This window comes from Labrys miyagiensis, from assembly GCF_030160835.1.
GTDB classification, from domain to species: Bacteria; Pseudomonadota; Alphaproteobacteria; order Rhizobiales; family Labraceae; genus Labrys; species Labrys miyagiensis.
Window position 1 is genome coordinate 42,917 of the sequence record NZ_BSPC01000005.1, and the last position, 13,204, is coordinate 56,120.

General features: G+C 67.8%; 11 protein-coding genes. 7 read left to right on the top strand and 4 right to left on the bottom strand.

Annotated elements, in window-relative coordinates:
• Positions 1 to 22 precede the first annotated feature (22 nt).
• Entirely contained in the window at positions 23 to 3,280 is a 3,258-nt protein-coding gene (locus tag QQL24_RS00990; protein WP_284310012.1) for a GH36-type glycosyl hydrolase domain-containing protein, read from the top strand.
• Positions 3,281 to 3,373: 93 nt separating this feature from the next.
• Here QQL24_RS00990 and QQL24_RS00995 read toward each other — a convergent pair whose 3' ends face one another.
• A complete protein-coding gene (locus QQL24_RS00995; protein ID WP_284310013.1) occupies positions 3,374 to 3,685 on the bottom strand; it encodes a hypothetical protein in 312 nt (103 codons plus the stop codon).
• Between the two features lie 25 nt (positions 3,686 to 3,710).
• Positions 3,711 to 3,932, bottom strand: a complete 222-nt coding sequence (locus tag QQL24_RS01000) for a SlyX family protein (RefSeq protein WP_284310014.1) — start codon at positions 3,930 to 3,932, stop codon at positions 3,711 to 3,713.
• A 61-nt stretch (positions 3,933 to 3,993) separates the two neighbouring features.
• Here QQL24_RS01000 and QQL24_RS01005 point away from each other — a divergent pair, with 61 nt between their 5' ends.
• On the top strand, positions 3,994 to 4,791 hold the full coding sequence (locus QQL24_RS01005) for a restriction endonuclease (RefSeq protein ID WP_284310015.1): 798 nt from the start codon (positions 3,994 to 3,996) through the stop codon (positions 4,789 to 4,791).
• A gap of 28 nt (positions 4,792 to 4,819) precedes the next feature.
• Here QQL24_RS01005 and QQL24_RS01010 read toward each other — a convergent pair whose 3' ends face one another.
• On the bottom strand, positions 4,820 to 5,809 hold the full coding sequence (locus tag QQL24_RS01010; RefSeq protein ID WP_284310016.1) for an AraC family transcriptional regulator: 990 nt from the start codon (positions 5,807 to 5,809) through the stop codon (positions 4,820 to 4,822).
• A 69-nt stretch (positions 5,810 to 5,878) separates the two neighbouring features.
• Here QQL24_RS01010 and QQL24_RS01015 point away from each other — a divergent pair, with 69 nt between their 5' ends.
• Positions 5,879 to 7,090, top strand: coding sequence for an MFS transporter (locus QQL24_RS01015; RefSeq protein ID WP_431310621.1), 1,212 nt, complete (start codon positions 5,879 to 5,881; stop codon positions 7,088 to 7,090).
• 224 nt (positions 7,091 to 7,314) lie between these two features.
• On the opposite strand, the gene QQL24_RS01020 is transcribed toward QQL24_RS01015, so the two are convergent.
• On the bottom strand, positions 7,315 to 8,406 hold the full coding sequence (locus QQL24_RS01020) for a citrate synthase/methylcitrate synthase (RefSeq protein ID WP_284310018.1): 1,092 nt from the start codon (positions 8,404 to 8,406) through the stop codon (positions 7,315 to 7,317).
• Between the two features lie 97 nt (positions 8,407 to 8,503).
• Here QQL24_RS01020 and QQL24_RS01025 point away from each other — a divergent pair, with 97 nt between their 5' ends.
• From QQL24_RS01025 to olsB, 4 genes are all read left to right on the top strand, one after another.
• Positions 8,504 to 9,703, top strand: coding sequence for a citrate synthase (locus QQL24_RS01025; RefSeq protein WP_284310019.1), 1,200 nt, complete (start codon positions 8,504 to 8,506; stop codon positions 9,701 to 9,703).
• Between the two features lie 80 nt (positions 9,704 to 9,783).
• The gene (locus tag QQL24_RS01030) at positions 9,784 to 11,322 is read left to right on the top strand and encodes a YifB family Mg chelatase-like AAA ATPase (protein ID WP_284310020.1); all 1,539 of its coding nucleotides are present in this window, start codon (positions 9,784 to 9,786) and stop codon (positions 11,320 to 11,322) included.
• A 70-nt stretch (positions 11,323 to 11,392) separates the two neighbouring features.
• Entirely contained in the window at positions 11,393 to 12,037 is a 645-nt protein-coding gene (locus QQL24_RS01035; RefSeq protein ID WP_284310021.1) for a Pr6Pr family membrane protein, read from the top strand.
• Between the two features lie 172 nt (positions 12,038 to 12,209).
• A complete protein-coding gene (gene olsB / locus QQL24_RS01040; protein ID WP_284310601.1) occupies positions 12,210 to 13,100 on the top strand; it encodes a l-ornithine N(alpha)-acyltransferase in 891 nt (296 codons plus the stop codon).
• Positions 13,101 to 13,204: the final 104 nt, after the last annotated feature.

A 13,204-nucleotide genomic window follows, 5' to 3' on the forward strand; every position in this document is an offset into this window, starting at 1 on the left:
AACGCGCCCTAAGGAGGAAGCCATGGCCGACGGCGGCAAGCGTCAATTCAGCATCCCGCGCGATGCGGATCTCAAGCTGGCCTCGATCGCCAATGCGGCGGGGCTGACGGTAAGCTTTGCCGCCAACGGCACCGTCTTCGCCATCGAGCATCGCGACGCGAAGGCGCCGGTGACCATCAACCAGGTGCTCGGCTCGCCCATCCATGGCGGCATCGGACGGATCTATCTGCGCGCCGGCGGCAGGAAACCCTTCGTGGCCGAGCTGGTCGGGCCGGAGGCAAAGGCGGATTTCGCCGCAAACGGGAGCAGCGCCGGCTGGACAGGACAGGCCGGCGGCATCGATTTCCGCGTAACCCTCTGCCTGCACCCGAGCGAACCAGCCTGGTTCTGGGACGTCACCCTTTCCGGCCATGGCGACACGCCCTGCGATATCGTCTTCGTGCAGGATATCGGCCTTGGGCCGCGCGGCTTCCTGATGAACAGCGAGGCCTATGTCTCGCAATATCTCGACCATCATATCGGCGATCACCAGCAGTTCGGCCCTGTGATCATGAGCCGGCAAAATTTAAGCCAGGCCGGTAAATTTCCCTGGGTTGCGCATGGCTGCCTGCAGGGCGTGAAGAGCTTCGCCACCGACGCGCTGCAGCTTTTCGGGCCCGACTACCGCTTTTCCGGCACGCTCGAACAGGCTTTTGGCACGGATCTGCCCGATATCCGCCAGCAGCACGAGGTCGGCTGCGTCGGCCTGCAGTCCCTGCCGCTGACGCTCTCGGGATCGGGGACGGCCGAGATCATCTTCTTCGGCCGGTTCGAGCCCGACCATCCGGACGCATCGAGCGGTGCAGACTTAAGCCGGCTAAGCAATATTGCCTCTCTGCGCCAGGATATCGGGCAGGTCTCGCTGCCGGCGCCCGCGAAGCCCTTGCGCAGCCTGCTGCAGGGTGCAAGGCCTCTCGCCGTCGAGGCGCTCGATATGGACCTGGTCGGCCGGCTCTACCCCACCCGCAAGGCCGAGGAAAGGCAGGGCGAAACCCTGCTCTCCTTCTTCGTGCCGGAGGGCGAGCAGAACCGCCACATCGTGCTCGCCGCCAAGGAGCGCCAGGTGCCGCGCCGCCATGGCGCCCTGTTGCGCAGCGGCGGGAGCATGAAGCTCGATGAGTCCACGCTGTGCTCCACCGCCTGGATGCATGGCGTGTTCTCCGCCCAACTGACCATCGGCAACACCTCCTTCCACAAGCTGTTCTCGGTCTCGCGCGATCCCTACAACCTCACCCAGGCGAGCGGGCTGCGCATGCTCGTGGATCTCGGCCAGGGCGGCGATCATCCCTGGCGGCTCCTCACCGTGCCCTCGGCCTTCGATATCGGCCTCAACGACGCGAAATGGATCTATCGCCTCGCCGACCGCACCATCACCGTGCAAGCCGTCGCCGCCGGCGATGCGCCCGGCATGCAGTGGCGCGTCAGCGTCGAGGGCCAGGCCTGCCGCTTCCTTGTGTTTGGCCATGTCGTGATGGGCGAGCGCGACTATGAGCAGACGGGCACGGTTGACGTTGACGCAAACGCCAAGCGAATCACGCTACGCCCGGGCGCGGACTGGCTGTGGGGGCAGACCTATCCCGAGGCCGCCTATCACCTCGTCACCTCGACCCCCGCGGCGGTGGAGGCCATCGGCGGCGACGAACTGCTCTATGAGGACGGCACGGCCCGCGGCGGCGCCTTCATCGCCCTGCGCTCGGCGCCGACCACCGAACTCGTCTTCGCCGTCACCGGCTCGATGACCTCGGCGACGGAAGGCGAGGCCCTCGCGCAGCGCTTCGCCGCCGGGCCGGACACGGAGAGCCTGCTCGCGCCGGCCCGCCGGTTCTGGAGCCACGTTACCCGCGACCTGCGCCTGGAAGGCTCCGACGCCGAGGTGGAAGCGCAGGACCTGCTGCTGCCCTGGCTTGCCCATGACGCCATGATGCATCTCACAGTGCCGCATGGCCTGGAACAATATACCGGCGCAGCCTGGGGCACGCGCGATGTCTGCCAGGGCCCGATCGAGATGATGCTGGCGCTGGAGCACGATGCCGAGGTCAAGGACATCGTGCTGACCCTGTTCGGCGAGCAGTCGCAGGCCAAGGGCGACTGGCCGCAATGGTTCATGCTCGACCCCTATCCCTATATTCGCGCCGGCGACAGCCATGGCGACGTCATCGTCTGGCCGCTCAAGGCGCTGTGCGACTATGTCGAGGCCACGGGCGACCTTACTATCCTCGACGCGCCAGCCCCCTGGCGCGACGCCAAGAACGCCCGCACCGCCGAGACGGCCAGCCTCGCCGCCCATGTCGAGAAGCTGCTCGAAACCGTGACGGCGAGCTTCATCCCCAACACCAGCCTCGTGCGCTATGGCGAGGGCGACTGGAACGATTCCCTCCAGCCGGCGGATCCGCACTTACGCGACTGGATGGTGTCGAGCTGGACGGTGGCGCTCCTGTACGAGCAGGTCTTGCGCTATTCGGCCATCCTCAAGCGCTGGGGCGAGGCGGCACGTGGCACCGAACTCTCCGACCTCGCGGCCAGGATGCGCAGCGACTACAACCGCCACCTCATCCGCGACGGCGTGGTGGCTGGCTATGGCCTGTTCGATCCCGCCCATGACGGGGTGGAGTTGCTGCTGCATCCCTCCGACACCCGCACGGGCCTATCCTACTCGCTGATCTCCATGACGCAGCCCATCATCGGCGGGCTGTTCACATCAGACCAGGCGCGCCACCACCTCGGCGTGATCCGCGAGCATCTGCTGTTGCCGGATGGCGCCCATCTGATGGATCGGCCGGTGGTCTATGGCGGTGGCCCGGAGAAACTGTTCCGCCGCGCCGAATCCGCCTCCTATTTCGGGCGCGAGATCGGCCTGATGTATGTGCACGCCCATCTGCGCTATTGCGAGGCCCTGGCCAAGCAGGGCGAGGCCCAGAAGGTCTGGGAGCAGCTGGCGCTGGCCAACCCGATCGCGGTGACCGGACGCCTGCCCAATGCGTCGCTGCGCCAGCGCAACACCTATTTCTCCTCCTCCGACGCCGCCTTCCTCGACCGCTACGCGGCGAGCGCCGAATGGGGCCGGGTGCGGGCCCAGACCATCGCGGTGGACGGCGGCTGGCGCATCTATTCGAGCGGCCCTGGGCTCTATACACGCGCCTTGGTCGAGCTGGTGGTCGGCAGGCGCCGCCATTTCGGAGAGAGGGTCAGCCGGCCGCTGATGGCGGAGGTGCTGACGGGGAGCAGGTCAAATTTGGGGTGATTTTCCCGGGTGCGCGGACGTCTCGTCCGCTTCTTGGAACCACCACGCTTGTGGGAAAGGAAGAGGCGGACGAGACGTCCGCGCACCCGGGGACTACTCCCCCTCCTTCTTTTCCTGCCGCTTCTTGTCGCGCCGCCTCTGCTTGCGCAATTCCGCGCTCTCATGGATCCCGAAGGTCGAGCGCGGCTTCTTCTTGCGCGCAGCCGCCTTCTTCTCGGCCCGCGTCCTGTCCTTCAGGAGCGTATCCACCGCCTTGAGCTGCTCCTCGGTGAAGTAGAGGTCCCGGCCCACGGCCGTGAAGAAGCCGTGCTGGCGGGCGACATTGCCGAGGGCCTTGGCCTCCGTCTCCAGGCGGCGGGCAGCCTGGGCCAGGGTGATCAGCGGGGGTGTGGGGGATTCGGGCACGGGCTCTTCCAAGGATGAGGCTCTTTCAATAATGCGGGGGTGGTGGTTCGGGCAAGCCGGCAAGATCGGCCCTCTGCTCGCCCACCGCCACCCGATCCTCGATCTGGGCGAGCTGGCGCGTCAGCCCGTCGATCTGCTTCCACTGCGCGACGATGGCCTTGTTCAGATCCTCGATGGTCTCGTCCTGGAAGGTCAGGCGCATTTCGAGCGCATCGATGCGGGCGCCCAGGGTCTCGATCTCGGTCATGACGACCTCCTAGCAGGTTCTGCTGCACCTCTTGGCAGCAATTTCAGGCTAGAACCAGCCCATGCTTCGGGGATTCGGCATATTCAGGCCATCGACATGGGTCAGCCTGACCAAATACGCGATCGTGTTCATCGTCGCGATGAATCTGGCGCGCCTCGAACGCCTCACCGGCCGGGCGGCAGCCATCGCCGCGACGGGGCTGGCGCTGGTGATTCTGCTCACCTGGCTCGGCATCCTGCCTGTCGGCGGCGACAAGCCGGAATGGCGCCGCCTGATCCGCCGCCACAGCGGCGCGCTCACCAGACGCTACCGCCAGTTGGTGCGCGTCAACGCCTATGGCGCCGAGGAATTCGACAAATGGCATGACGAGCTGGTGCGCTTCCGCGAAGCCGTGAAGCTCAGCCTCGACGAGGAGGCCATCCCCCGCTTCGACGCCTTCGCCACCCGCATGGTGAAGGCCTGGGCCGCCGCCGAGCCCGACACGAGCATCCCCGAGGCGATGGACCAGATCACGCCGGAGGATTACGAGCACCTCTGCGCCGACCTCCTGCGCAAGGCGGGCTGGGAGGCCGAGGTCACGGGCCGGTCCGGCGACCAGGGCGTCGACATCCTGGCGCGCAGGGACGACACGGTCGTCGCCCTGCAATGCAAGCTCTATTTCGGCAATCCCGTCGGCAACAAAGCCGTCCAGGAAGCCCACGCCGCCGCCGGCTTCAGCGACGCCGACTATGCCGCGGTGGTTTCGAACCGCGACTTCACCAAGGCGGCCGAGCAACTGGCGCGGAAACTGGGCGTGCTGCTGCTGCATCACAGCGAGCTGGGGGATCTCAAGGAGATGCTGGAGGAGGGGCAGCGCTGACGTTACCTCGCAGAACAAGACGCGGGCTCTACGCCGCCCGCATCCCTTTCACCGCCCCCGGCGGATGGCCCATCACCCGCTTGAAGGCCCGGCTGAAGGCGGCCTGGGAGCCATAGCCCAGACGCTCGGCGGCGGTTTCGATCGGCATGCGGTCGCGGCCGATCCATTCGGCGGCGAGGCGCATGCGCAGTTCGGTGGCATAGCGCAAGGGCGTCTGGCCGATGACGGTGAGGAAGCGTTCGGCGAAGGCGGAACGGGAGCTGCCCGTCTCGCTGGCGAGTTCCTCCACCGTCCAGTTGCGGCCGGGATCACGATGCAGGGCGCCGATGGCGCGGCTGAGGCGGGGATCGCGCAGCGCTTCGAGCCAGCCGCGCACGTCGTCGCAGCCACATTCCACCCAGCCGCGCACGATGGAAGCGGACACGACATCCGCCAGCCGCGCCAATATGCCGGCGGAGCCGGCGCGTTCCATGCACACCTCGCGTTCCATGGCCTGGAGCATCGGCACGATCTCGGGCTGGCGCGCCAGCAGCGTGCCGACCAGCATCACCTCCGGCATCAGACCGATGAGAGGATGCATGCCACCAAGGTCGAATTCCATGCAGCCGCTGAACACCAGCGCATCCTTGCTGCGGCAGCTTGCCTCCGGGCAGGCTTCGATGGCGCAGACGCAGTGGCAGAGTTCCGTGGTCTCGAAGCTGTCGATGTCGCGGCTCGGCAGATCTGGCGCCGAGACGAGATCGTGCGCCCCGCCGCGCGGCAGCAGCACGGCATCGCCCGCCTCCAGCCGATGCACAGTCTCCCCCAGGCCCCGCAGGAACACCGTGCCTGCAGCGACGAAATGGAACTGTGCCCGCCCAGCCATGGTGCCGAAGCGGATGCCGAAGGGCGCCGCCAGCTCCATGCGGCGATATTGCACCCCCGTGAGGCGCATGCCGAGCAGCAGTTCGCTCACCAGATCCGAAGAGGTCGAGGCTGGCCGCGGAGTCGCGAGAGATTTGGACGAATGATCAAGCATTTTGGATTTCATGACATAGATCGTCCGCCAAGTCCACTCTATGTTTGCTGCAACGCAAAACGTTCCAGGATGCATGACATGAGCAATTCAACTCCGGGGGCCTCCCCGGCACCGCCGCGCCAGACAGCCGCCTGGGGGGCCGTGATCTCGATGCTGCTCGGCGTCTTCGGGCTGGTGACGGCTGAATTCCTGCCGGCCAGCCTGCTGACCCCGATCGCCCGCGACCTCCGCGTTACCGAAGGCCTGGCCGGGCAGGCGGTGACGGCGACCGCCAGTGTCGCCCTGATCACCAGCCTGCTGGTCGCGAGCGTCAGCCGCCGGCTCGACCGGCGCTACCTCCTACTCGGCTTCTCCGTGCTGCTGATCGCCTCCAACCTGCTGGTCGCGAGCGCCACGAGCCTCACCGCCCTGGTGCTCGGGCGCGTGGCGCTCGGCATCGGGCTCGGCGGCTTCTGGACCATGGCGGCGGCCACCGCGATGCGGCTGGTGCCGGAAGCGCAGGTGCCGCGCGCCCTCTCGATCATTTTCACCGGAGTCTCGGCCGCCACCATCTTCGCCGCGCCTTTCGGCAGCTTTGTCGGCGAGTTGGCGGGCTGGCGCACGGTCTTCCTTCTGGCGGCCGGTCTCGGGGCGCTCACCCTCGTCGTCCAGTTCGCCACGCTGCCGAGCATGGCGCCGCAAGGCCATGCGCGCCTGCGCACTTTGATCGAGGTGCTGGCGCGGCCGCAGATCGGCCTCGGCATGATCGCCGTCACTTTGGTGTTCACCGGCCATTTCGCCCTGTTCACCTATATCAGGCCGTTCCTGGAGACGGTGACGGGGGTTGGCGTCGGCGGCATGTCGGCCATCCTGCTTGGCTTCGGCATCGCCAACTTCCTCGGCACGCTGCTCGGCGGCTTCCTGCTGGAACGCGACATGCGCCTCACCTTGACCGTGATGCCGCTGGTGATGGGCGTGCTTGGCCTGGTGCTTGCGGCCCTGGGCAGCGCGCCTTTGGCCGATACGGTGATGATCGCGCTCTGGGGCCTTGCCTTCGGCGCCGTGCCGGTCGCCTGGTCGACCTGGCTCACCCGCGCCGTGCCGGATGAAGCCGAAAGCGGCGGTGGCCTGATCGTCGCCGCGGTACAGCTCGCCATCTCGATCGGCGCCTCGGCCGGCGGCGCCTTCTTCGACGCCAGCGGGGCGCGGGGCGTCTATGCCGCGGCGGGCATCGTGCTGCTGGTGGCGACGCTGATCATCCTGGCGGGGGTGCGGAAGCAGACCGCGGCAGTAGCGGTGTAAAGGAGGGGTGCCGGTCTTCAGACCGGCATTCTGGCTTTTCCGACAGGTGCGGCGGCTCCGTGCCTGGGGGTCGGCACACCGGCGCCTTCGGTGTGCCGATCTCCAGATTGGCATCGGAACCACCTCGACAACCGAACAGAGCGCTTTTCCTGCCCGCGCTCTGGTTCAATGCCGGTCTGAAGACCGGCACACCATTCTGTCGAGCCCGACACAATGGCCTCACTTTACGCCGCTTGCTCCGGCCTAGGGCCGACATAGCGCGATTGCGGGCGGATCAGGCGGCCATAGAGCGTCTGCTCGCGGGCATGGCCGATCCAGCCCGCCAACCGGCCCATGGCGAAGACGCCGGTGAAACTCTCGCGCGGAAAGCCGAGCGCCTCGAGCAGCAGGGCGGTGTAGAATTCGACATTGATCTGCAGCGGCCGGTCCGGCTTGCGGCGGGCGAGGATACGGGTGGCGGCCGCCTCCACGGCCTCTGCCAAGGCGAGGCGGCCCTCGGTCTGTTCGCCGCCGGCCACCAGCGCGCGCACCGAGCGTTTCAGCGCCTCCGCCCTCGGGTCGCGCACGCGGTAGACACGGTGGCCGAAGCCCATCAGCCGCTCGCCCTTGTCGAGGCTCGCCTCCAGCCAGGCTTCCGCCTGTTCCGGCGCGCCGATGCCGTCAAGCATGTCGAGTACCGGCCCGGGCGCGCCGCCATGCAGCGGCCCCTTGAGGGCGCTGAGCGCCGCGAGGCTGGCGGAAACCAGCCCGGCGTGGGTGGAAGCGACCACGCGGGCCGTAAAGGTCGAGGCGTTGAGGCCGTGGTCGCTTACCGTCACCAGATAGGTGTCGAGTGCCGCCGCAGCTTCGGGCGCAGCCATCCTGTCGTGCCGCATGCGCAGAATGTCGGCCGCATGGCCGGCGCCCGCATCCGGCGCTACGGGCGGCTGCCCCCGGCGCTGGCGGATGAGGGCGGGCACCAGCACCGCCGGCGCCGCGATGAGGCGAAGGGCGGTGGCAAGATCCTCCCCGTCCGCAAGCGGCGCCATGGCGGCGCGCAGGGCTTCGGTGACTGTCGGATGGCCGAGCCTCGTGCTTGCCGGCACCAGGGCCTCGAACACCTCGGCCCGGGCCGAGCCGAGGCGGGCGGCGAGGTCCCGTTCCGCCGGCAAGTCCTCGAAAAAGCCAGCGAGGAGAAGCGCGACGACCTCCTCATAGCTATGACGCCCAGCAAGATCGTCGAGGGAATGCCCGCGGATGATCAGCCGTCCGGCCAGGCCATCCACATCGGACATCACGGTTTCGGTGGCAACGACATCATCCAATCCGTTGTTCATCAGGATCACTCCACCTTGCACTCCAACTGAGATTGCGGTGAGAATTCTCCCAGGATATATTGACGTCAATCTTGATCGAAATCGTCAATGTATCGCCATGAGCTGGATCACCTCCGAGCAGGCGCTCGCTATCCTGAAAGTCCAGCCGCAGACGCTCTATGCCAATGTCAGTCGCGGCAAGATCCGTACGCGGCCAAGCCCTGAGGACACCCGTCGCAGCCTCTATCATGGCGATGACGTCAAGGCTCTGGCGAGCCGCAATGCCGGCAGGCGCAGCGTCGCCGAGGTGGCGACCCACACCATTTCCTTCGGCGAGCCGGTGCTCGCGTCCGGCATCTCGACCATTGCCGAGGGCCGGCTGTGGTATCGCGGCGAGGATGCGGCAGCGATGGCCGAACACGCCACGCTGGAGACGGTCGCCGCCCTGCTCTGGCAGGCCGAACGGGTCACCTTCGAGGCGCCACCCACCGCCCGAGGGACGCCGGTGCCCTCCAATCCCTTCGAGGCGGGCCTGCTCGCTCTTGCCCGGCGGGCCAGTCATGATTTTCCGACCGGTGGGCGCTCCCGCACCATGCTCCGCCGCGAGGCGGCCGGCCTCGTCGGCACGCTTGCCACCGCCACGCTCGGCGGCACAGCCCAGGCTGGTCTGCCGCTGCATGAGCGCGTCGCGCAGGCCTGGAAAGCGCCTGGCGCCTTAGACCTGATCCGCCGCGTGCTGGTACTGCTCGCCGACCACGAGCTCAACGCCTCCACCTTCGCCGCCCGCACCGCCGCCTCCACCGGTGCACCGCTCGCCGCCGGCCTGCTGGCCGGCCTCTCGACCCTGGCCGGGCCCCTACATGGCGGCGCCGCGCTCGGCGTGCAGGCCCTTGCCGACGCCACCGGCCGCATCGGCGCGCGCCGCGCCGTGCACGACTGGCTCTCCCGCGGTCACCGCCTGCCCGCCTTCGGCCACCCGCTCTATCCGGAGGGCGATGTTCGGGCTCAAGCCCTGCTGGCGCAGTTCGAGCTGCCCGCCGCCTTCGCCGAGTTGCGCGAGGCGGTCGCCGCCCTCAGCGACGAGCCACCCAATGTCGACTTCGCCCTCGCCGCCCTGGCCGATGCCTGCCGCCTGCCCGCCAACGCCCCGCTCGCCTTGTTCGCCATCGCCCGCTCGGTGGGCTGGATCGCCCATATGCTGGAGCAGACGGAGCGCGGCGGCCTGATCCGGCCGCGGGCGCAGTATGACGGGCCGGCGTTGAAGGACGTAACACGAAGCCTCCCCCACGGAGCTGGGGGAGGCTCAGGTCGCGCTTAAAAATCACGTTTTGTTCTCCTTACCCCTTGGCTTGACGTTACGTCCCCGTTATCGTGGCGTTACGGGCATGGGGAAGGCCAATGGTATCGCGCGTCTCTACGGTAGCGTTCGAGGGAGTGGAGGCCCGCAAGGTCGACGTGCAGGTGCAACTCATGCAGGGCTCGGTCGCCTTCACCATCGTCGGCCTGCCGGACAAGGCGGTGTCCGAGGCGCGTGAGCGGGTGCGTTCGGCGCTGGTGGCCTCCGGCCTGGCGCTGCCGGGCAAGCGCATCACCGTGAACCTCGCGCCAGCCGACCTCCCCAAGGAGGGAGCGCATTTCGACCTGCCCATCGCCCTCGGCGTGATGGCGGCGATCGGCGCCATTCCCCATGATGCGCTGGAGGCCTATTGCGTGCTCGGCGAATTGGCGCTGGACGGCACCATCACTGCCGTGGCGGGGGTGCTGCCGGCTGCCGTCGCCGCCAATGGCAAGGGTCTCGGCCTGATCTGCCCCGCCGCTTGCGGCCCGGAAGCCGCCTGGGCCGGCCCGGACATGGACATCCTGGCGCCGCGCTCGCTGATCCAGCTTGTCAACCATTTCAAGGGCACGCAGCTGCTCTCGCGCCCGCAGCCGCGCATCGCGGCGGCACCGCATGCCATGCCCGACCTCAAGGATATCAAGGGCCAGGAGACCGCCAAGCGCGCGCTGGAAGTCGCGGCCGCCGGCGGACACAATCTCCTGATGATCGGCCCTGCCGGCTCCGGCAAGTCCATGCTGGCGGCGCGCCTGCCCTCGATCCTGCCGCCCCTGGTGGCGAGCGAGCTCCTGGAAGTCTCGATCATCCATTCGGTGGCCGGCCAGCTCGCCGGCGGCGAATTGACCGGCCGCCGGCCTTTTCGCGCCCCGCATCACTCCGCCTCGATGCCGGCGCTGATCGGCGGCGGCAGCACCGCCCGGCCTGGCGAGGTTTCGCTTGCCCATAATGGCGTGCTCTTCCTCGATGAGATGCCGGAATTCACGCCCTCAACGCTCGATGCCCTACGGCAACCGCTGGAATCGGGCGAGGCGGTGATCGCCAGGGCCAATGCCCGCGTCACCTATCCCGCCCGCATCCAGCTCGTGGCGGCGATGAACCCGTGCCGATGCGGCAAGGCCAACGATCCCGGCTTTGCCTGCCGGCGCGGCCCGGTGGAGCGCTGCGCCGCCGACTACCAGGCCCGCATCTCCGGCCCGCTGCTCGACCGCATCGACATCGTCATCGAGGTGCCGGCCGTCTCGGCCGCCGACCTCATCCTGCCGCCGCCCAGCGAAGGTTCTGCCGAGGTCGCGGCCCGCGTCGCCGAAGCGCGGCAGCGGGCGGGCGAGCGCTACCATCGCCTCGGCCTGCCCGAGGCCTCCACCAATGCCAGCGTGCCGGTTTCGATTGTCGAAGAGGTCGCCAAGCCCGATGCCGCCGCCACCAAGCTGCTGCGCGATGCCTCGGAAGCCATGCGCCTCTCGGCCCGCGGCTTCCACCGCGTGCTCAGGGTTTCGCGCACCCTCGCCGATCTCGACGGCGAGGCGGATGTGGGGCGGATCCATATCGCCGAGGCGCTGAGTTATCGGGCAAGGACGGATCGGGCCACGGTGCTGGCGTAGATTCCCAGGTGCGGACATCACAGCGACATGCTTGCATGTCGCTGTGATGTCCGCGCACCCGGAAGTATAGATGAGCAACCCCGCCAGCCGACTCGCCACCGCCCTGATCGCCTTTGTCGCAGCGCTCTCCGTGGTTCTGCGTGTCTATATCGTCGTCGGCGGCGTCATGGCCGAGGGACGCTCCTTCCTCGATGGTCTCGTCCTCGTCTTCAGTTATTTCACGATCCAGACAAATGCGATCGTGGCGGCGGTCGCCGCCGCCTGCGCCCTCTCCGGCCGGCATGACAGCTTCCTCACCCGGCCGCAGACGCTCGCCGCCGTCACCGTCTATATCGTCATCGTCGGCGTGATCCACGCCGTGCTCCTGGCGGGCCTCAGGCAGCTCTCCGGCCTCGCCGTCGTCGTCGATATCGGCCTGCACCGCGTGGTGCCGGCGCTGTTCACGCTCTATTGGTTGGCCTTCGTCCCCAAGGGAAGGCTCGCCTGGCGCGACCCGCTGTCCTGGCTGATCTTTCCGGCGCTCTATGTCGCCTATTCGCTGATCTACGGCGCCCTCTCGGGCCGCTATCTCTATCCTTTCGCCAACGTGCCGGTGCTCGGCTATCCCCGCGCTCTCGGCAATGCCGGACTGATCCTGCTGGCCTTCTACATCCTCGGCCTCGCCATCGTGACACTTGATCGCATCTGGCCCCGCCAGAGCCTGTCCGGCGTCTAGAACCGCCTGATTATGTTACGATCGGGCCGTCACAAATCTTTCTGCAATCTGTGATGAAGAAGAGACGGTGCAGGGATTCGGGCAGGGGCCGCAGATGCCGACGACGACGCCGAAAGGCTTTCTAGCGAAGATCGATCCGCGCGGCTGGAGCGGCAGGCTGCCGGGCGGCATCATGCCCGGAATTCTCCCGGTGCCGCCGCGGCGGCTCAAGCCGGCCTTGCGCCAGCGCCGTCTGGAGAATATCGGTCTGCCGATGACCCTCGGACGTATCGGCTCCCTCGAAGTGCGGCTCGCGCAGACCGCCAAGGACGTGAAGCAGGCCCAGAAGCTGCGCTATCGGGTCTTCTATGAGGAGATGGCCGCCATCCCCAACACGCTGTCGCTGGTCTCACGGCGCGACCGCGACGAATACGACACGCTCTGCGACCACTTGCTGGTGATCGACCATGCCGCTGCGCCCGATGTCCCCGGTAAGCCGGGCGGCCAGGTGGTCGGGACTTACCGCCTGCTGCGCCAGGAGATCGCCGAGCGCCACGGCGGCTTCTACTCGGCCTCCGAATATGCGGTCGAGCCGCTGATCACCAGCCACCCGGGCAAGAATTTCCTTGAGCTCGGCCGTTCCTGCGTGCTCCCCGCCTATCGCAACAAGCGCACGGTGGAACTGCTCTGGCACGGCATCTGGACCTATGTGCTGCATCACAAGATCGACGTGATGCTGGGCTGCGCCAGCCTGGAGGGCACCGAGCCGAGCCGCCTCGCGCTGCCGCTCGCCTTCCTGCACCACCACGCGCCGGCCGAGGGCGAATGGCGCGTCAAGGCGGTGCCGGAGCGCTACATCTCGATGAACCGCATCGCCAGGGAGGGCGTCGACGTCAAGCGGGCGCTCCAGGCCCTGCCGCCGCTGATCAAGGGGTATCTCCGCCTCGGGGCCAGCTTCGGCGATGGCGCGGTGATCGACCACCAGTTCGGCACCACCGACGTGCTGGTGGTGCTGCCGGTCGAGAAGATCAATGCGCGCTATGTGGAGCATTTCGGCGCGGGCGCGGAACGGCACGCGGCGTAGGCTGGGAGCGCGGGCGTCCATCGGTGTGCCGGTCTTCAGACCGGCACCTTGCAACCAGGGTAAGGTCGAGGGCATGCCGGTCTGAAGACCGGCACACCGATAGC